Consider the following 19440-nt stretch of genomic DNA (forward strand, 5'->3'; position numbering starts at 1 on the left):
AGTGCCTTGAAACCAGTTAAGAGCAGGAGCAGGCTATTCCAAGAAAGATTGCCCGTAACGACCACCACACCGGGGACAACAACGATGGAAAAGCCATCCGCCAGTTCCGATCAAGAAATGGAAAGAATCACTTTACACATGGATACCCATACAAAGGCGCTGATGCAGCGAGCCGCCGACGCCAGGGGTCTGTGTTTAGCCGAGTTTGTTCGAACCAGCGCGGTAGCCCAAGCTCCGCGGCTGCTCAGCCAGATCACGGCCACCCGCGTCAGCCATGACGACTTTTGCCGGGTGCTAGACGCGATTGAAAATCCACCCACCCCCATGGACGATCTGGTCGACGCGCTTCGGTAGACAACGGCAAGGTATTTGCCAGGACAAGCAAAGAACGACCTTTAGCTCGTTATCAGCACATTATCCGTGCTGGGCGGATTGTTCCTCAGATAGTCCTTGATTTCGGACGTTATTTGAGAAGAACTTTCCGAGCGGGGCTCGCATTTTTCGGCCCACGCCCTACCGGGATGCAGTACGTCCCATCTAGGCCGCATTCCCTTGTGGCGTCCCTTGCCGGGATCGTGATTGCCAAAGCCATCGATCAGCTTATTCCAGATCGGATTGAACTTGGCGATGAGCAGTGATTCGCCGAGAGGGATCCAAATGTCATCGACGATCAGGTAGCGGCAGTGAAAGTCGTTGGAATCCAGATTCTCGGCTTCGCGAACGCTCTTGAGGTGCTGCTTGATGCGATTGAACAGCACCTTGCCGGGCTTGGCTTCCAGATCCCCGCCTTTCCGCGCGCCCGACGGCACGGCCTTGCCCACGTAAATCGGCGCTCGAAAAGCATCATTGCGATTCGCTTCGGCGATGACCTCGTAGCCCTCGAAGTCGCCCGTGTAGTAAATGGCGTAGATCCCGGCGCCTTGAAAGGCTTCAAGCTCTTCCAGCGGGAACACGGGCTGTCGGAGCATGGCCTGTCCCACGCTTTCGCCGAGATGCCGTTTATCGAGAGGGTTGAAGGGTACGACGGAACTCTTTTTATCGCTCATGCAACGCCTTGTTGTCGGGTGCGTGCCTCTAGCTGTATCCGTCGTTCCATGAGCTGTTCTCCAACGGAAGCCGCGATGGTGCGGGCCAACGCGACGGGCACGGCGTTCCCCAATTGCCGCATGGTCTCGGTCCATGAGCCATGAAAAACGAAGCCGTCCGGGAAGGTCTGAATTCGGGCGGATTCGCGAACACTAAAATATCTGGGCTCGCCATTGTCAAGAATCATCATGTTCTCACCGCCGGGCACGCCATGGTCACCGGCCTTGAGCGTCTTGGCGGGCAAATCCAAAGGGCTACCGGTATGGCCGGGATAAACCTTGGCGCCGGGTTGGTGGCGATGATTGAAGAAATCATGGGGCTTGCGCTTGCGCGGGTCGGGAATGCCCTGGAGCGCGTCACGGACCGTGCGCCAGGGTTTCAGCGGCGCCAGAGGCAGCGATGAACTCAGCTTCTTAACCCGGTTTTCCAGATTCGCGGGGACCTGGGGGCGCTTTCGCGACGAGATGCCATGCCGATCCCAGTACTCGCCGGAAACCCACTGGGAATAAAGCAGTGAATCATGGCTATGCGTCAGGTCCGGAATGTTCCATCGGATGTCCAGATCGGAGCGAAAGCCCACGATGAACACACGTTCCCGTTTTTGCGGAATACCATAGTCGGCGGCATTCACCAGATTGGTGACGATGTTATAAGCCAACCCCGTGCGATGAAGCACGCCGGACGTTTTCTCCCGCTGCAGCCGCTTGAAATGAGCAACCCAATCCTCACCGGACTTTCGGCCCGCCTCGGGAAACTCCAACTGGAGCTTGATGTACTCAAAGTAATTACTGAAGGCGGGCCGCAACAGGCCGCGCACGTTCTCGACAATGAACGCCTTGGGCTTGAGGCGGCGCACCGCCTCGGCGGTAGCGGGGAACATGTCGCGTTTGTCACCGAAGGCCTTGTGTTTGCCGCCCATGGAGAAGGGTTGGCAGGGCGGCCCGCCGGCCAGAAGGTCGATATCTTCCGGAATGGATGACCAATCAAAAGCGCGCACATCGCCTTGCCAGACCGGCCAATCCTTGACCACCGGGTAGCCACGCTTTTGGTTCTCACGAATGGTGTCGCAGGCCCATCTGTCCCACTCCACCACCGCCAGTGGCTCGAACCCCGCCAGTGAGGCGCCCAGGGCGAGACCGCCAGCGCCCGCGAAAAGCTCCACTGATTTCACTGGTTCCCTCTCACGCTTCTTCCTGGGTTAGAAAAGCCTCGACCTTACTGGCCACGGCGTCCAAATCTCGCAATTCGCATTCCCAGACCACCAGCACCCGCCACCCCATCTCAGCCAGCGCCCGCTGATGCCGCAAATCCCGCTCGCGGTTGGCCTCCAGCTTGGTCCGCCAAAACTCCACCCGGGATTTCGGCATCCGGGTAAGGCCGCAGCCGGGATGGCGATGCCAAAAGCAGCCGTGCATGAAGATCACGGCCCTACGGCCGGGAAACACCAGGTCCGGCGTCCCCGGCAGATCGCGCCGGTGAAGCCGGTACCGGAACCCGAGGCCATGCACCAGGCGCCGCAGCGTCATCTCGGGCTTCGTATCCTTGGCCTTCACGCGCGACATGCGCTCGCTGCGGGCCTTGGGCGAAAGGGTATCCGACACGGGCTCTCTCTGGGATGGCGGCTCAATGCTGGCCGCCATGATAGTAGAGATGGGCCCGCCGGGCACCCTCGGCGCGAACACCCAAAAACTGTACATAAGGACAGTCAATCAAACAAGCAGCATGGCTCCAGCCGATCAAATTTCAATCGTTTTCTTCTGGCGGACCATCTGGCGCCTGCAAGGCATGGCCATTGCCGCCTATAGGGAAACACTTCTGTCCGAGTATTTTCCCGCCGATCAAATCCGTCGGATAATGTCGAGTGGAGCTCCGGCTCCATAGCGGCAGCCGCCGCCCGGCAAGGCGGGGGCACGGGCGATATCAAGTGTCGGCGGGCTCCGGGGCGGCGGAGATCACCAAGCGGCCCTCGCTGACTTCCACGTGCACCGGGGTGCCGACGGTAAAGCCGGCTTCCTCCAGCCAATAGCCCTTGATATGGACCCAGGGCACAAGCCTGACCCGGCAGCTGTTGGATAGCGTTTGATGGTAGTACTGGCCCGGGTGGACCTTGAGGTGGCGAATATAGGGAAATTCGCGGTTGGGTTTGGGGGATTCGCTTTTACCCACGCGGGCGCGTGGCTTATGATTGCGAGCAGCCATGATGGACTCTCCTACAGTCTGTTGTGGTTAGCTGCCTTCGGGTGTTGCCGCACCCGGGGGCAGTGCTTTTAAATCTGGCACAACCCACTCCGAAAAACAATAGAAAATCAACTTTTCATGAACTTTTCATGCCCCCTTTCAATTAAAGCCGCATCAACTTCTTTAAATGGCTGAGCTACCTTGCTCGGCATAGTTTCCAGCAAACCTTTTAAATAATCCAAAACCGAGCAATTTTTAAATCTATAGAAGGGAAAGTCAAAAAAATCATCGTACCGCTTCTTTGTGCTTCCATCAGAGTCGATACATATAACATCTATCGACTTCAAGTTTTGGGACTTCAGAACAGCAGACTTCAGAAGATATTTAATATAGGAATCCGCATCCGGAAGAGAGTAGCCTATAAACCTCAAATGAGAGGCACCCTCCAAGATCGAGAAAGCAGCTTTCCAAGCAGGAACAATACCTGAATCCCTCCCCTTAGCCCATGTTGGCGGAACAATATTCCCATCCTCCACACATCCGTGCAACTTCGCCAAATGAGGGGAATCGTCACCCTCCTTATATTGAGACTTTATAAAACTTAACGGCCTATCCACTTGATAATTTTCATTTATGAAATCGGAGTAACCCTCTAAAACCAAATCATAATTCAAAGAAATAACATCATATTTATTTCTATTTCGTGAAATATCAGCAAAAAAAGCTCTTTTCCCTCTCTGCCTATCATCATGCTCCCTAAACTTTATTCCAAAAAGGTTGGCAACAAAAAAACCGAACAGCTTGTTATTTTCACCACGCCCGAACACGAAATCATCCCAATTCCCAGGCCTATGAATCTCACCCAGGCGAGGCGTATAAAAATCGATGACATCCCTTATATAACGCACAAATTCGTCTTTTAGCCTGAGGCCATCCAAAAACTCAGACATTTCCAGTATGGAAAGAATTTCTTCTATATTGAAAAGATTTGTCTTGTAGTAATTTTTCGCCACTGATATCTCTTGTATTTTTTCAAAAACCTTATCGAAGTGTTCATATTTTTCTGGATCAGAAAGATACATATCCTTCGATTTGAACAAGAAATTACTCATGACGGGCAAGCCTAAAGGCGCCGAAAAGCCAGCACCTAATACATAGACGATCCTATCCATACTCTCTCCTTCGCCAGATAGTAAGGCTTATGTGTACACGAACAACAGAGCCACGATGATTGCAAAAAAAAGGCCGCCCCAAAAGGAGCGGCCATCACCAAGGAAGCCTGGATTTAAAGAGTAAGGACCAACTCACCACATGGCGGTTATGCGTCCCCTTTCTTCTTCGCCACCAGCGTCAGAATGTCGTAGCTGGCGACAAGTTCGTCGTCCTGATTGGTGACCTGTACGTCCCAGACCACCACGCCTTGGGGGGTGCCGTCGGGGGCGGCTTTGCCCTGGTCGATTTTGCGTTTGCAGGTGAGGCGGGCCTGGATGGTGTCGCCGGCGCCGACGGGGGTGATGAAGCGCAGGGTGTCGAGGCCGTAGTTGGCGAGGACGGGGCCGGGGGCCGGGGAGACGAAGAGGCCGGCGGCGGCGGAGAGGAGGAAGTAGCCGTGGGCGATGCGTTTGCCGAATTGGGAGTCTTTGGCGGCGATGTCGTCGAAGTGCATGTAGAAGTGGTCGCCGGAGAGGCAGCCGAAGTTGACGATGTCGGCTTCGGTGACGGTGCGGCGGTGGGTGAGCAGGGATTCGCCGATGGCGAGGTCGTCGAAGTGGCGGCGGAAGGGGTGCACTTCGGTTTCGAGGACGTCGGCGCCGCGCGCGTATTCGCCGGTGACGGCGGCGAGCATGGTGGGGGAGCCTTGGATGGCGGTGCGCTGGAGGTAGTGGCGCACGGCGCGGATGCCGCCGAGTTCTTCACCGCCGCCGGCGCGGCCGGGGCCGCCGTGTTTGAGCATGGGGAGCGGCGCGCCGTGGCCGGTGGATTCCTGGGCGGATTCGGCGTTGAGCACTTGCAGGCGGCCGTGGCGGGCGGCGAGCACGGGGATGGCGCGGGCGGCGTTTTTCGGGTCCTTGGTGGCGAAGGTGGTGACCAGGCTGCCTTTGCCTTTGTCGGCGAGGGCGATGGCTTCATCCAGGTCGCCGTAGCCCATGAGGGTGCTGACCGGGCCGAAAGCTTCGATGTCGTGGGCGCCGCCTTCCGCATGAGGATCGGTGCTGCGCAGCAGGCGCGGGCCGAAGAAGGCGCCTTTGTCGGTGCCCTGGCCAATGGGCTGCGGGTCGCCGTTGCCGCCGAAGATACATTCACTGGTGTTGAGCAGGTCGTTGACGGCGGCGGCCACGTCTTCTTTCTGGTCCAGGGAGGCGAGCGCGCCCATGCGCACGCCTTCTTCGTTCGGGTCGCCGAGGGTGATTTTTTCCAGGCGTTGGATCAGGCGTTCGCCGAAGGCGTCCAGGTGCTGTTGGGGCACCAGGATGCGGCGGATGGCGGTGCATTTCTGGCCGGCTTTGACGGTCATTTCGCGGACCACTTCCTTGGCCAGCAGGTCGAATTCGCTGTCTTCGGGGGTGACGTCCGGGGCGAGGATGGCGCTGTTGAGGGAGTCCGCTTCGGCGTTGAAGGGGATGGAGCGGTTGATGAGGTTGGGGTGCGCGCGCAGTTTGCGGGCGGTGCTGGCCGAGCCGGTGAAGGTGACCATGTCCTGTTCGTCGAGCTGGTCGAGCAGGTCACCGGTGCCGCCGATGATCAGCTGAAGGGCGCCTTCCGGCAGCGCGCCGGAGTCTTGCATGAGGCGCACGCAGGCAGCGGTGAGGTAGCTGGTGGCGGTGGCCGGTTTCACCAGGCACGGCATGCCGGCGAGGAAGTTGCCGGCGAATTTCTCCAGCATGCCCCAGACCGGGAAGTTGAAGGCGTTGATGTGCACGGCGACGCCCCGGCGCGGCACCAGGATGTGGGTGGCGGCGAAGTGGTTTTCCTTGCCGAGGGGGACCACCGGGCCTTCGTGGAGGACGTTGCCGGAGGGCAGTTCCTTGCGGCCCATGCTGGCGTAGGCGAACAGGGTGCCGAAGCCGCCGTCGATGTCGAAGGCGTTGTCGCCTTTGGTGGCGCCGGTGTGGCGCGAGAGCGTGTAGAGCTCTTTTTTGTGTTCCTGCAGGTAGAGCGCCATGGCCTTGAGGCGGGCGGCGCGCTCCTGGAAGTCGAGCTTGAGCAGTTCGCGGGTGCCGGTGGTGCGGGCGTAGTCCACGGCGGCGGCGAAGTCGGGGGCGTCGTCGTGGGTGTGGGCGACGATCTCGCCGTTGATGGCGCTGGCCAGGGGTTTGGCGGCCTGGCTGCCGAACCATTGGCCGGCGAGGTAGCTTTGGAGAACGGTCATGGCGTGGCTCCTGTTTTAATCGGTTGGATGTTCGCGGCCTCAGCCGCTCATTCGCTGGCAAGGCCTGCTCCCACAAAAACAGGGTTCCTTGGCTCTCTTGTGGGAGCGGGCTCTGTCAGCGATGCCTTAGGGCTGGTCGAAGTCGAGGACGACCTTGTCGGTGATCGGGTAGCTCTGGCAGGAGAGCACGTAACCGGCGGCGACTTCGTAGTCCTCCAGGGCGAAGTTGTTGTCCATTTCCACTTCGCCTTCCACCACCTTGCAGCGGCAGGTGGAGCAGACGCCGGCCTTGCAGGAGAACGGCAGGTCAGCGCCGTGTTCGTTGGCGGCGTCGAGGATGTTCTTGCTGTCCCGGGGCAGTTCGACAAGCACTTCGCGGCCGTCGGCGATGATGGTGACCTGGGTTTTGTCTTCGTCGTCGGTCACTTCTTCCGGGGCGCGGTGCTTGCGCTGGGTTTGCCCTTCCACGCCGAACAGTTCGAAGTGCACGCGGCTTTTGTCCAGGCCGTTGGCAACGAGACGGTCGCGGACGGTTTCGGTCATGGATTGCGGGCCGCAGAGGAAGGCGGCGTGCAGGTTCGGGGTGTCGAGCCAGCGGGAGAAGATGGCGTCGCATTTGTCGGCGTCGAGGCGGCCGTTATAAAGGTCCACGTCCTGCTGTTCGCGGCTGAACAGATAGATGATATTCAGGCGGCCGAGATACGCGTTCTTCAGGTCACTGAGCGCTTCCCGGAACAGGGTGGAATTACTGGAGCGGTTGCCATAAAGCAGCGTGAAGCGGCTTTTCGGTTCGGTTTCCAGGGTGGTTTTTATGATCGACAGAATTGGCGTGATACCGCTGCCGGCGGCCACGGCCAGGTACTCGACTTCACGTTCCGAGTCCAGATCGACGTAGAAGTGACCACTGGGCGGCATGACCTCCAGAGTGTCGCCTTCCTTCAGTTCACCATTGGCAAAGCCGGAGAAACGGCCGCCGGGCACTTTCTTCACCGCCACGCGCAGGTCACCATCATGGACGCCGGTGCAGATGGAGTAGGAGCGGCGCACCTCCTCGCCGTCCATCCGGGTGCGCACGATCAGGTGCTGGCCCTGGGTGAAACGGAAAGCGTCGGTCAGTTCCGGCGGGATGTCGAAGGCGATGGACACCGCCTCTCGGGTTTCCGGTCGCACTTCGCGAATTTTTAATGGATGAAATTGGTTCATGTCAGGCGCTCTTGTCTTAAAGGCACTTGAAATAGTCGAACGGCTCCAGGCAGTCACGGCAGCGGTAAAGCGCCTTGCACGCGGTGGAGCCGAATTCGCTGAGTTGTTCGGTGTGAGTGCTGCCGCAGTGCGGGCAGTCCGCCGGTCCCGGATCACGCAAAGTATCTCGACCGCGCCCCTTGGGCGGCGGCGCGATGCCGTAGCTCTTGAGCGCTTCGCGGCCCGTGTCGGTGATCCAGTCGGTGGTCCAGGCCGGCGCCAGCACCCGCTCGATACACGGGTCGCGAAAGCCGAAGCGTTCCAGCGCGTCTCTGACATCGCGCTCGATCACCTCGGTGGCCGGACAGCCGGAATAGGTGGGCGAGACTTTTACGTGCAGACGGTCCTGGTCCCACGCCACCGCGCGGATCATGCCGAGATCCACGACGCTGACCACCGGCACTTCCGGATCCATCACTTCGACCAGACAGTCCCAGGCACGCTCGAGATCCGCTTCGCCCAGAGGGGTGCCGGTAAAAGCGGTCCGCTCGCGATAGATCAGCTCACCAGGTTGCATCGGGGTACGCTCGTTGCAGGTACTGCATCTCGGCCAGCAAAAAGCCCAGATGCTCGGTGTGCTTGCCGTTCTTGCCATCCATGTAGAAGTGACGCGCCGGTTCCGGCAATTCCAGATCGGCTTCGCGGAACACGCGGGCCACTTCATCACGCCAGGCCTCCCCGACATTACCCGCGCCAATGTTGGCGTCGGCGAGTTGGTCTTCAATGGCGTCGGTGTCGGTCAGTTCGTAAGTGAAGCGCCACAGGTTTTGCACCGCGTCGGCAAGACGGCGGTGGCTTTCCTCAGTGCCCTGCCCCAGCCGCAGCATCCATTCGGTGGAACGGCGGCGGTGGTAGGTGGCTTCCTTAAGGGCCTTCGCGGCGACCGCGGCGATGCGTTCATCGCTGGATCCGGTGAGCCGGGCAAGCACCTGGTGATGCCAGACGTCAAACAGGAACTGCTTGGCGGTGGTCACGGCGTAGTCGCCGCGCGGCTGCTCCGCGATCAGCAGATTGCGGTATTCGCGCTCGTTGCGGCGGAAGGCCAGGTGATCGGCGTCACGGCCGTCGTCGAGCAGTTCGGCGGCGTAGTCGTACCAGTTGCGCGCCTGCCCCAGCAGATCAAGGCCCACGTTCATCATCGCCACTTCTTCTTCCAGTGCCGGGGCGTTCCCGCACCATTCGCACAGCCGTTGAGCCAAGACCATATCGGTATCGGCCAGGCGAAGAAGGTATTCGGTGAGTGCTTCACGGGTTTCCATGGTCGGCATCCTCACATCTGGTCCACTTCAGGAGGCAGCTTGTAGAAGCTGGCGTGGCGGTAGACCTTGTCGTCGGCCGGATCAAAGAAGGGCTCTTTCTCGTCGCCGGCGCTGGCGGTGATTTGCCCGGCGGGCACCACCCACAGGCTCACGCCTTCACTGCGGCGGGTGTACAGCTCGCGGGCGTTTTCCAGCGCCATCTGGGCATCAGCGGCATGCACGCTGCCCACGTGTTTGTGGTTGAGGCCGTGCTTGCTGCGCACGAAGACTTCGTAGAGGGTCCAGTCAGCCATGTTCATCTCGATGGGTTGATTCAGTTCAGGCGGCGCTTTTTGCTTTCCGCTCTTGATTGCGGGCATACGCCACGGCGGCGTCACGCACCCACTGGCCTTCGTCGATGGCGCTCTTGCGCTGTTGAATACGCTCGACGCCGCAGGGGCTGTGGCCCTTGAGCACATCGAAGAACTCCTGCCAGTTGATCTCACCGAATTCGTAGTGGCCGGTTTCCTCATTCCATTTCAGGTCCGGGTCCGGCGCGGTACAGCCAAGGAATTCCAGTTGCGGCACGGTCTGATCGAGGAAACGCTGGCGCAGTTCGTCGTTGCCGTGGCGTTTGATTTTCCAGGCCATGGATTGGGCGGAGTTCGGTGAGTTGGCGTCGGAGGGGCCGAACATCATCAGTGATGGCCACCAGAAACGATTGATCGCATCCTGCACCATGGCTTTCTGCTCGTCGGTGCCTTCACGCATCATGGTGAGCAGGATTTCGTAACCCTGGCGCTGGTGGAAACTCTCTTCCTTGCACACGCGGATCATGGCGCGGGCATAGGGTCCGTAGGAGCAACGCTGCAGCGGCACCTGGTTGACGATGGCGGCACCGTCCACCAACCAGCCGATGGCGCCCATGTCGGCCCAGGTCAATGTCGGGTAGGTGAAGATGGAGGAGAATTTCACCTCGCCGCGATGCAGCTTTTCGATTTCCTCGTCGCGGTCGGCGCCGAGGGTCTCCATGGCGCTGTACAGGTACAGGCCGTGACCGGCTTCGTCCTGGATCTTCGCCATCAGCTGCAACTTACGCTTCAAGGTCGGCGCCCGGGTCAGCCAGTTGCCTTCCGGCAGCATGCCGACGATCTCGGAATGGGCGTGCTGCGAGATCTGCCGGATCAGCGTCTTGCGGTAGCCTTCGGGCATCCAGTTCTTCGGCTCGATGCGCACTTCCGCATCCACCTTCTCCTGGAAGTGCCTCTCTTCCGGACTCATCTCCTCCAGGCTTTTCAGGCGCTTGGCGCCGGTATCCACCTGCTGTGCGTACATGAGGTTCTCCCTGCTCCGTCGTGGCGGTGGTGCCACCCATAGGGGCAGTATTATATGACACATAAATTTATGTCAATAGCAAGTTTATGTGTCATGTTTTGACGTCCCTTATCATTATTTCACTGTTTTTTATATATATTCTTATTAATCAATAAGTTATCCAAAAATAGAAACACAGCCCCATTCCTTTAAAAGACATCTTGATAGCCCAAAGGATCATCAATCCGATACGGTAGTACCCAGAATGAGGATCCAAATCGCGGACTCTTTAGGGGATTTTTCCGCGCATAGCAAAACGCCGGTCGGGTATCCGGACCGGCGCGGCGATATGAATCAGGGAAGACCGACGCTCTTAGGGCCTGTTCACGCTATTTGCATCGCGCCTGCTGGATGCAAATAGCGTGAACAGGCCCTAACCGGCAGGCAGTGGTTCCACCCACTCCTCGGTACCGTGACGGGGGGTGACGAACAGCACCTGGATGGAAGGGGTATGCAGGGTGGCCGTGTGCGGCAGGCCACGGGGAATCAGCAGCGCGTGGCCGGAGGCCAGTTCATGGGCCAGCAAGGTCCCATCCGGCTGCCGCACCCGCATGGTCAGACGACCGTCCAGGATCACCAGCAGCTCATCGCCACGTGGGTGACGCTCCCAACTGCCATCGGAACGAGTGTTGTGAATGGTGATCACCCCGACCATGGACTCCTCGTCGCAGCGATGGTGGCCGAGCAGGGAGAAAGGCTGATCGTCGGGAATGGCGTCCACGGCTTGCCGCAGATTGACGGCGACGGAGGACATAGCGGGCTCCTTGTTAGCAGTGATGGACAACAGGGGGTCGAAGGATGGCAACGTTGTTGCGCTTCAGAAATTATGCGAGTGTTTCCTCACATTTCCCATTCGCATTCCGGAGCCCGCCATGCCACCCTCCTCGACGCCCACGGAGCCCCGTAAACAGCCGCGTCAGGCCCGCTCCCACGCCACGGTGGAAGCCCTGCTGGAAGCCACGGCTCAGGTTTTGGTGGCCCACGATTACAAGGGCGCCACCACCGCCCGCATCGCCGAACGGGCCGGCGTCAGCATCGGTTCGCTGTATCAGTACTTTCCCAATCTGGAGTCGCTGGTGGCGGCGCTGGTGGATCGGCATGCCCAGGGCCTGCTGGAGGTGATGGACCGGGCTCTGGAAGGCGACGACGCGGCCGGGTTGGAAGGCGGTCTGCGGACGCTGATTCACGCCGGCCTGGACATGCAACGCCTGGACCCGGCGCTGCACCGGGTGTTGATGGAGCAATTGCCCAATGTGGACCGCTTACGCCGGGCGCGGGACACCAGCCACCGTCTCACCGGCCTGATCGAAGCCTTTCTATGCCGTCATGCCGATCAGCTGGCTCCCGGACGCCAGCCGGCTCTGGCCGCCGTGGTGGTGGAAACCAGCCTGGAAGCCGTGGCGCACCGGGCGGTGAACGATTACCCGTCAGCGGCGGAACAGCAACAACTCCAGGATGAGCTGTATGACCTGCTGCGGAACTATCTCACCCGTTAGCGGGCTGGTTAGTCCCGATCCGGCGCGCCCAACGGGAACAGAGGCCGGTACGACCGGGTCTCATGGTCGGACGGAAAGGCCGGGATTCGACAACCGCCATGGCTTCCGGAACGGTCCCCCCGACTCGCCGTGGACTCAGGATGACTTATCCCCGGCCTCGTCCTCCAGCCACTGCAATCCGGAATAGGGTTTCTCCCTCAACGCTCTTAAACGGGAGGCCAGATCGCCGCGGTGAAACTCCAGCTTATGGCCGTCGGGATCAAGGAAATAAAGGGAGTCGCCTTCGCTGCGGTTGTCTTTCCAGAGAGAGACGCCATGGCGGCGCAGCAGGTCAGCCTTTTCCCAGAACGCCGATTCCGTGAGGGAAAAGGCAACGTGCGAGTATTCCGGCAAAGGGCCTTGCCGAGTCCGATTGTCCAAGGATAAGCAAACCCAATCGCCACCGGACCGAAGATAAGCACCGCCATCCCAACGCACAGCGGCTGTCATGCCAACGATATCGGTATAGAACCTCAGGGAGCGGTCCAGGTCGGAGACCGACAGTGTTATGTGGTTAATACCTTGTCCGCCGCCTCGATGCATAGACCAATCCGCTCTTTGGCTCTGATTCTTCCCTCTTCCCTTTTAGAGGATAGCGTCGAACACCGGGACAAACTATTCGCTGCCCAGGCAGCTTCCCACAGCGGTTCAATATCCTGGTACCAGCGTCAGCCGCAGGTCGTTGCCCAGTTGCCGCACATCAGCCCAGCGCAGGGATACTTTTTCCGCCATGCGTACCAGCGGCAAGGTGAGCAGGCCACGGGCATCGGTGCCGAGCAGCGCCGGCGCCATGTAGACAATCAATTCGTCGAACAGCGCTTCGCGGACGAAAGCCCCCGCCAGGGTGGCGCCGCATTCCACCAGGATTTCGTTACATTCCCGCCGGCTCAGGTCCGCCAGCAGCGCTTTCAGATCCACGCCGGAGCCGGAGCTGGGCAGGTGCATGACCTCGGCGCCGGTCGCTTCCAGGGCACGCTGCCGTTCGGGATGGGCTTCGCCGCCGACGATCAGGCAGGGACCCGCGGCGGTGACCACGGGGACGTCCACCGGCGTGCGCAAGCGCCGGTCGAGGATCACCCGCAAAGGTTGGCGGACCTGATCGGAGCCGTATTCGCCCAGCCGCCACTGGTCCGCGCGCACGGTGTAGGAAGGCCGGTCCGCCAGCACCGTGCCGATGCCGGTGATCACCGCCGAGCTGCGCGCGCGCAGCCGTTGCACGTCCTCGCGGGCCTCTGGGCCCGTAATCCACTGGGATTCGCCGCTGGCCATGGCGGTCCGGCCGTCCACGCTGGCGGCCACTTTGATACGCACCCAGGGCCGCTCACCGCGCATGCGGCGGCTGAACCCGGGATTCAGGGTCCGGGCTTCCGCCTCTTGCAGCCCCACTTCCACCTGAATACCGGCGGCGCGCAACTTGCCAAAACCGTTACCGGCCACTTGCGGGTTCGGGTCCTCCATGGCCGCCACCACGCGGACGACGCCGGCCTCGACCAGGGCGTCGGCGCAGGGGCCGGTGCGGCCGGTGTGGGAACAGGGCTCGAGGGTGACATAGGCGGTGGCGCCGCGCGCCTCGGCGCCAGCGATGGCGAGCGCATGACGTTCGGCATGGGGCTCGCCGGCGCGGGCATGAAAGCCCTCGGCGATGATCCGCCCGTCCCGGGCGATGACGCAGCCCACACGGGGGTTGGGATCGGTGGTATACAGTCCTCTCCGGGCCAGTTGCAGGGCCCGGATCATGCAATGCTGATCAAAGGCCGGATCGCTCATGCGCCGTCCTTGCCGTCCTTTTTATCACCAGTCCGGCTTCGCAATCGATCCACTTCGGCGGCGAATTCGGAAATGTCCTGGAAGCTGCGGTAGACCGAGGCGAAGCGCACGTAGGCCACGTCGTCCAACTGTTGCAACGCCTCCATGACGAATTCCCCCAGCTCCCGCGCCGGCAATTCCCGCTCACCGGTGGCCCGCAGTTGATGACAAATGCGACTGATGGCGGCTTCCAGGTCCTCCACGCTCACCGGACGCTTCTCCAGTGCCCGCTGCATACCGGCACGAAGCTTGTTCTCATCGAACGGCTGACGGGTACCGTCGGACTTGATCACCCGCGGCATCACCAGCTCGGCGGTTTCAAAGGTGGTGAACCGCTCGTTGCAGCTCAGACACTCACGGCGACGCCGCACCTGGCCACCATCGGCCACCAGCCGGGAGTCGATCACCTTGGTGTCTTGAGCGCCGCAGAAGGGACAGTACATGGGAAGACCAGTTGACAGTTAAAAGTGAACAGTGAATAGAGGAAACAAGCTCATTATCGCTGACTTTTGGCGGTTTTGATAATGGCGATCAAGATCCGTAACAGTTCCTGACAGTCAGCGCGCATGGACAGACCCGCGTCCGGGCCAAAGTAGCCTGCTTCCGACAACAGATCTATCCAGTAGTCCGTTTCATTGGCAGCTTTTCACCACCCTCAACGCAAAAGCGCGGGATTTCCCCCGCGCCACATGCCGGTCCGTCATCCATGACCCCCGTTTTTCGCTGTTAACTGTTCCCTGTTAACTATTCACTTTGTTACCGCTCATAGACCGGCAACCGCGCGCAGATCTCACCGACCTTCCCACGCACTTCGTCGATCACCGCTTCGTCGCCCATGTTGTCGAGGATGTCGCAGATCCAGCCGGCGAGGTCGGCGGCGTCCTGCTCGTTGAAGCCGCGGCGGGTGATGGCGGGGGAGCCGATGCGCAGGCCGGAGGTGACGAACGGGGAACGCGGATCGTTGGGGACGGCATTCTTGTTGACGGTGATGTGGGCGCGGCCGAGGGCGGCGTCGGCGTCCTTACCGGTGATGTCCTGCTTGATCAGGCTGAGCAGGAACAGGTGGTTTTCGGTACCGTTGGAGACCACATCGAAACCGCGCTCGATGAACACCCGGGCCATGGCCTGGGCGTTCTTGACCACGTTCTGCTGATAGCTCTTGAAGGACTCGTCCATGGCTTCCTTGAAGCAGATCGCCTTGGCGGCGATGACATGCTCCAGAGGGCCGCCCTGGCCGCCGGGGAAGACGGCGGAATTGATCTTCTTCTGCAGGTCTTCGTTGGCCTTGCCCATGATCAGGCCGCCACGGGGGCCACCCAGGGTTTTGTGGGTGGTGGTGGTGGTGATGTCGGCGATGCCCACCGGGCTCGGGTAGACGCCAGCGGCGATCAGACCGGCCACGTGGGCCATGTCCACCATCAACACCGCGCCCACCTCGTCGGCGATGGCGCGGAAACGCTGCCAGTCCACCACCTGGGAATACGCGGAGAAGCCGGCGACGATCATTTTCGGCTTGTGCTCGCGGGCCAGTTCCGCCACCTGATCATAGTCGATCAGGCCGGTTTCGTTGTCCAGACCATACTGAATGGCGTTGTACATCTTGCCGGAGAAGTTGGGCTTGGCGCCGTGGGTCAGGTGGCCACCGGCGTCCAGGCTCATGCCCAGCACGGTGTCACCGGGTTGCAGCACCGCCATGTAGACGGCGGCGTTGGCCTGGGAGCCGGAGTGCGGCTGCACGTTGGCCCAGTCCGCGCCGAACAGCTGGCAGGCACGGTCGATGGCCAGTTGCTCCACCACGTCCACGTTCTCGCAGCCACCGTAGTAGCGCTTGCCCGGGTAGCCCTCGGCGTACTTGTTGGTGAGCACGGAGCCCTGGGCTTCCATCACCCGCGGAGAAGCGTAGTTCTCGGAGGCGATCAACTCGATGTGCTGCTCCTGGCGCAGACGCTCGGCGTCGATGGCGGCCTGGATTTCCGGGTCGAACTCGGCGATGGACATGGACTTGGGGAACATGGGCTACCCTCTAAGGTACGGTCTGGTTGGGGATTCAGGGGCGCGTATTCTAACCAAAACCCCGCCCTTTGGCACTTGAATGGCGCTCATGACGACTTGAACCGGGCAAATCCCGCCGGCGCGGGGCCATTTGGCCTCAGGAGGGCGTCTGCTCCCGGCCGGAGGCGCGCTCACTGAGCCGAAAAGCACCGATCACCGCGCTCAGGGACTCGGCCTGGTCGCGCATCTCGCCAGCGGCGGCGTTGGTTTCCTCGACCATGGAGGCGTTGTGCTGGGTCATGGTGTCCAGTTCCGTCACCGCGGTGTTGACCTGGCCAATACCGAGACTCTGCTCCTGGGCGCCAGTGCTGATCTCGGCGATCACCGCGTTGACCTTCTCGATGGCGGCGAGGATCTCCTCCATGGTGCGGCCAGTGTCCTCCACCTGGGTGGCGCCGGAGCGAGTCCAGTTCACCGAGGTACCGATCAGCTCGCGGATCTCCTTGGCCGCTTCCCCGGAACGGCTGGCCAGGGTACGCACTTCCTGGGCCACCACCGCGAAGCCTTTGCCGTGCTCACCAGCCCGGGCCGCCTCCACCGACGCGTTCAACGCCAGGATGTTGGTCTGGAAGGCAATGCCATCGATCAGGGTGACGATATCGGCAATGCGGGTGGAAGAGTCGTTGATGCGCGCCATGGTCTGCTCCACTTCCTGCATGGCCGCTTGCCCCCGCCGCGCCACATCCACGGTGCCACGAACCAGTTGGGTCGCCTTGCCGCTGGCGTCCGAGGTGTTGTGCACGGTGTGGGTGATTTGCTCCATGGAGGCGGAGGTTTCCTGCAGGTTGGCCGCCGTTTGCTCGGTACGGGCGGACAGTTCCTGGCTGCCACGGGCGATCTCCTCGGCGGCGGTCTTCACGCTCAAGGCGCTGTCGCGCACTTTTGACAGGGTGCCATCGATACGCCCGATGAAGGCGTTGAATTGATCCGCCAGTTCGCCGATCTCATCCCGACGACGACTGTGGATGCGGGCAGTCAGGTCGCCGTCCCCTTCGCTGATCTCACGGATACGCCGGGTGATCTGGCGGATCGCCCGGGACATCAGGTGCGGGCCGATCAAGGCGATGGCGATCGCCAGCACGCCGATGATCACGGCGAAGACACTGATGGCCAGTTGCTGGAGCCGAACCGTCTCCAAGGTCTCTTCCTGCAACGCCCGAATGCGCGCGGCGACATTGTCACCGGCGTGATCATAGAAGGCGCGCAGGGCGTCGAAGCTGGCCAGGGATGGCCCGTCCAGCTGCTCCATGGCCTCCCCCACCAACTCGTCATTATAAAGCTGGAACACCTTGGCCGATTCACGCCGCCAGGTTTCGTAGAGTTGCCGGTATTCATCGGCCTTGCCGCCGGTATCCATGTAGCCGTCCATGAGCTCCGCCATGCGCGTGATACGCTCCTGGGCCTGGACCGCGTTCTCCTCATAGAAAGCCTGATTGGCCCGCGCTTCCGGCGTACCGGGAATGCCGCGCAGAAAGGCCATTTCCGCCAGCCGGGCCTGATACAGGTCGCGGTCGGCGTTGACCACTTCGGTGATGGCCGGCGTGAACCGGTCGCCGAACTCCAGCATCCGCTGTTTCACCGAGTTCACCAGCAACACGTTCACTCCCACCACGATCCACAACGCCAATGCCACCCCGATGAAGGCGACCCCATACTTCACATTGATCCGGTTGAGTTTTGCCAGCACGGCCTGCTCCTGAAAGGTCCAACACACCCGCTTCGGAAAGTGGAATCGGGTTTCGTGGCCGTGTTATCGGCGGAACCAGCCGCTTCTTGAGGATCCCGGCCCGCACCGGGCTTTCATCCTCCCGCGCCTTCGGTTAGTTTAGGCGCCACACCCCGGCCCCCGCCTAGCGGGGCCTTAACGCACTGTCAGGCAAGCCATTTTCTATGTCTCAATACATCTTCACCCTGGACCGGGTGGGCAAGGTGGTCCCCCCGAAGAAGCAGATCCTGAAGGACATCTCCCTGTCATTCTTCCCCGGTGCCAAGATCGGCGTGCTCGGTCTCAACGGCTCGGGGAAATCCACCCTGCTGAAAATCATGGCCGGGGTGGACAAGGACTACATCGGCGAAGCCCGCCCGATGGCCGGCATCAATATCGGCTATCTGCCCCAGGAACCGGAGCTGGATCCGGAAAAGAACGTGCGCGAGATCGTTGAGGAAGCGCTGTCCGAAATCCGCAATGCCCAGACCCGGCTGGAAGAGGTCTACGCCGCCTACGCCGACGAAAATGCCGACTTCGACAAGCTGGCCGAGGAGCAGGCGCGGCTGGAAGCGATCATCGAAACCGCCGACGCCCACAATCTGGAGCGCAAACTGGATATCGCCGCCGACGCCTTGCGCTTGCCGCCCTGGGAAGCCTCGGTGAAGAACCTGTCCGGGGGCGAGAAGCGCCGGGTGGCCCTGTGCCGGCTGCTGATGAGCGCTCCGGACATGCTGTTGCTGGACGAGCCCACCAACCACCTGGACGCCGAGTCCGTGGCCTGGCTGGAACGCTTCCTGCACGAGTTCCCCGGCACCGTGGTGGCGGTGACCCACGACCGCTACTTCCTGGACAACTCCTGCGAATGGATCCTGGAGCTGGACCGCGGCGAAGGCATCCCCTGGAAAGGCAACTATTCCTCCTGGCTGGAGCAGAAGGAACAGCGCCTGGAGCAGGAAGCCAAGAGCGAATCCGCGCACCGCAAGACGGTGGAGAAAGAACTGGAATGGGTACGGCAGAATCCGAAGGGCCGTCGTGCCAAGAACAAGGCCCGGGTGTCCGCCTTCGAGGAACTGGCCAGCCAGGAATTCCAGAAGCGCAACGAAACCCAGGAGCTGTATATCCCGCCGGGCGAACGCCTTGGCGAGAAAGTGTTCGAAGTGAAGGACGTCAGCAAGCACTTCGATGACAAGATGCTCTACGAGAATCTGAATTTCTCGGTGCCCCGCGGCGCCATCGTCGGCATCATCGGCCCCAACGGCGCCGGTAAAACCACCCTGTTCCGTATGTTCGCCGGACAGGAGACACCGGACAGCGGCGAGATCGAGATCGGCGACACCGTGGACCTGGCCTATGTGGATCAGAGCCGCGAGGACCTGGACGGCAACAAGAGCGTGTGGGAGGAAGTCTCCGACGGTTTGGATATCCTCAAGATCGGCAACTACGAAGTCCCGAGCCGCGCCTATCTCGGCCGCTTCAACTTCAAGGGCGCCGACCAGCAGAAACGGGTCAAGGACCTGTCCGGCGGGGAACGCAACCGGCTGCATCTGGCCAAGTTGCTCAAGCAGGGCGCCAACGTGCTGCTGTTGGACGAACCCACCAACGACCTGGACGTGGAAACCCTGAGAGCCCTTGAAGAAGCACTGCTGGCGTTCCCCGGCTGCGCCATCGTGATCTCCCACGATCGCTGGTTCCTGGACCGGGTGGCGACCCACATCCTCTCGTTCGAAGGCGACGCCAACGTGGAGTGGTTCGAGGGATCCTACACCGAATACGAGGAGTTCAAGCGCAAGCAGCTGGGCGATGATGCCCTGCAGCCCAAACGCATGAAGTACAAGCGTATCGAGGTGTAAC

At 60.9% G+C, this 19440-nt stretch carries 20 protein-coding genes and 1 pseudogene; 3 read left to right on the top strand and 18 right to left on the bottom strand.

All coding sequences use genetic code 11. The annotated features are described in order from the left end of the window. Positions 1 to 84: 84 nt before the first annotated feature. Positions 85 to 354, top strand: coding sequence for a type II toxin-antitoxin system TacA family antitoxin (locus A6D6_RS03280; protein ID WP_159659921.1), 270 nt, complete (start codon positions 85 to 87; stop codon positions 352 to 354). A gap of 41 nt (positions 355 to 395) precedes the next feature. Here A6D6_RS03280 and A6D6_RS03285 read toward each other — a convergent pair whose 3' ends face one another. The 12 genes from A6D6_RS03285 to A6D6_RS03340 all read right to left on the bottom strand — a co-directional run bounded on the left by A6D6_RS03285 (position 396) and on the right by A6D6_RS03340 (position 11242). Further along, positions 396 to 1046: an Eco29kI family restriction endonuclease gene (locus A6D6_RS03285; protein WP_159659922.1), complete on the bottom strand. Its 651-nt coding sequence runs from the start codon at positions 1044 to 1046 to the stop codon at positions 396 to 398. Continuing rightward, entirely contained in the window at positions 1043 to 2257 is a 1215-nt protein-coding gene (locus A6D6_RS03290) for a DNA cytosine methyltransferase (protein ID WP_159659923.1), read from the bottom strand. The genes A6D6_RS03285 and A6D6_RS03290 overlap by 4 nt, the downstream gene beginning before the upstream one ends. 10 nt (positions 2258 to 2267) lie before the next feature. Continuing rightward, a complete protein-coding gene (locus tag A6D6_RS03295; protein ID WP_236563962.1) occupies positions 2268 to 2687 on the bottom strand; it encodes a very short patch repair endonuclease in 420 nt (139 codons plus the stop codon). Positions 2688 to 3006: 319 nt separating this feature from the next. After that, complete coding sequence (locus tag A6D6_RS03300; RefSeq protein ID WP_159659924.1) at positions 3007 to 3285, bottom strand: SymE family type I addiction module toxin; 279 nt, start codon at positions 3283 to 3285, stop codon at positions 3007 to 3009. A gap of 107 nt (positions 3286 to 3392) precedes the next feature. Then, positions 3393 to 4436, bottom strand: coding sequence for an SIR2 family protein (locus tag A6D6_RS03305; RefSeq protein ID WP_159659925.1), 1044 nt, complete (start codon positions 4434 to 4436; stop codon positions 3393 to 3395). 146 nt (positions 4437 to 4582) lie between these two features. After that, positions 4583 to 6634, bottom strand: coding sequence for a phenylacetic acid degradation bifunctional protein PaaZ (gene paaZ / locus A6D6_RS03310; RefSeq protein ID WP_159659926.1), 2052 nt, complete (start codon positions 6632 to 6634; stop codon positions 4583 to 4585). Positions 6635 to 6760: 126 nt separating this feature from the next. Then, complete coding sequence (gene paaE / locus A6D6_RS03315) at positions 6761 to 7837, bottom strand: 1,2-phenylacetyl-CoA epoxidase subunit PaaE (RefSeq protein ID WP_159659927.1); 1077 nt, start codon at positions 7835 to 7837, stop codon at positions 6761 to 6763. Positions 7838 to 7853: 16 nt separating this feature from the next. Continuing rightward, positions 7854 to 8393 carry a 1,2-phenylacetyl-CoA epoxidase subunit PaaD gene (paaD, locus tag A6D6_RS03320; protein ID WP_133491807.1) on the bottom strand — a complete coding sequence of 180 codons (540 nt, stop codon included), beginning with the start codon at positions 8391 to 8393 and terminating at the stop codon, positions 7854 to 7856. Then, entirely contained in the window at positions 8380 to 9135 is a 756-nt protein-coding gene (gene paaC, locus A6D6_RS03325; RefSeq protein ID WP_159659928.1) for a 1,2-phenylacetyl-CoA epoxidase subunit PaaC, read from the bottom strand. The genes paaD and paaC overlap by 14 nt, the downstream gene beginning before the upstream one ends. An 11-nt stretch (positions 9136 to 9146) precedes the next feature. After that, complete coding sequence (gene paaB, locus A6D6_RS03330; RefSeq protein ID WP_133491805.1) at positions 9147 to 9428, bottom strand: 1,2-phenylacetyl-CoA epoxidase subunit PaaB; 282 nt, start codon at positions 9426 to 9428, stop codon at positions 9147 to 9149. A 25-nt stretch (positions 9429 to 9453) separates the two neighbouring features. Further along, positions 9454 to 10449 carry a 1,2-phenylacetyl-CoA epoxidase subunit PaaA gene (gene paaA / locus A6D6_RS03335; RefSeq protein ID WP_159659929.1) on the bottom strand — a complete coding sequence of 332 codons (996 nt, stop codon included), beginning with the start codon at positions 10447 to 10449 and terminating at the stop codon, positions 9454 to 9456. 412 nt (positions 10450 to 10861) lie between these two features. Continuing rightward, positions 10862 to 11242 (bottom strand): cupin domain-containing protein, encoded by a 381-nt coding sequence (locus tag A6D6_RS03340; RefSeq protein WP_133491803.1) that lies wholly within the window; start codon positions 11240 to 11242, stop codon positions 10862 to 10864. Between the two features lie 118 nt (positions 11243 to 11360). Here A6D6_RS03340 and A6D6_RS03345 point away from each other — a divergent pair, with 118 nt between their 5' ends. After that, positions 11361 to 11984 (top strand): TetR/AcrR family transcriptional regulator, encoded by a 624-nt coding sequence (locus A6D6_RS03345; protein WP_159659930.1) that lies wholly within the window; start codon positions 11361 to 11363, stop codon positions 11982 to 11984. 135 nt (positions 11985 to 12119) lie between these two features. Here A6D6_RS03345 and fos read toward each other — a convergent pair whose 3' ends face one another. The 6 genes and pseudogenes from fos to A6D6_RS03375 all read right to left on the bottom strand — a co-directional run bounded on the left by fos (position 12120) and on the right by A6D6_RS03375 (position 17568). Further along, entirely contained in the window at positions 12120 to 12566 is a 447-nt protein-coding gene (fos, locus tag A6D6_RS03350) for a fosfomycin resistance glutathione transferase (RefSeq protein WP_159659931.1), read from the bottom strand. 105 nt (positions 12567 to 12671) lie between these two features. Further along, on the bottom strand, positions 12672 to 13790 hold the full coding sequence (ribD, locus tag A6D6_RS03355) for a bifunctional diaminohydroxyphosphoribosylaminopyrimidine deaminase/5-amino-6-(5-phosphoribosylamino)uracil reductase RibD (RefSeq protein ID WP_159659932.1): 1119 nt from the start codon (positions 13788 to 13790) through the stop codon (positions 12672 to 12674). Then, positions 13787 to 14272: a transcriptional regulator NrdR gene (nrdR, locus tag A6D6_RS03360; RefSeq protein ID WP_159659933.1), complete on the bottom strand. Its 486-nt coding sequence runs from the start codon at positions 14270 to 14272 to the stop codon at positions 13787 to 13789. The genes ribD and nrdR overlap by 4 nt, the downstream gene beginning before the upstream one ends. Before the next feature lie 53 nt (positions 14273 to 14325). Further along, a pseudogene (locus A6D6_RS21805) lies at positions 14326 to 14460 on the bottom strand (four helix bundle protein); the annotation flags it as partial. 125 nt (positions 14461 to 14585) lie between these two features. After that, on the bottom strand, positions 14586 to 15842 hold the full coding sequence (gene glyA / locus A6D6_RS03370; protein WP_133491792.1) for a serine hydroxymethyltransferase: 1257 nt from the start codon (positions 15840 to 15842) through the stop codon (positions 14586 to 14588). 136 nt (positions 15843 to 15978) lie between these two features. Then, positions 15979 to 17568, bottom strand: a complete 1590-nt coding sequence (locus tag A6D6_RS03375) for a methyl-accepting chemotaxis protein (protein ID WP_159659934.1) — start codon at positions 17566 to 17568, stop codon at positions 15979 to 15981. Positions 17569 to 17771: 203 nt separating this feature from the next. Between A6D6_RS03375 and ettA the strand changes: the two genes are divergently transcribed. Then, entirely contained in the window at positions 17772 to 19439 is a 1668-nt protein-coding gene (gene ettA / locus A6D6_RS03380) for an energy-dependent translational throttle protein EttA (protein WP_159659935.1), read from the top strand. The last annotated feature ends 1 nt before the right edge of the window (position 19440 follow it).

This window comes from Alcanivorax xiamenensis, from assembly GCF_009846745.1.
GTDB classification, from domain to species: domain Bacteria; phylum Pseudomonadota; class Gammaproteobacteria; order Pseudomonadales; family Alcanivoracaceae; genus Alloalcanivorax; species Alloalcanivorax xiamenensis.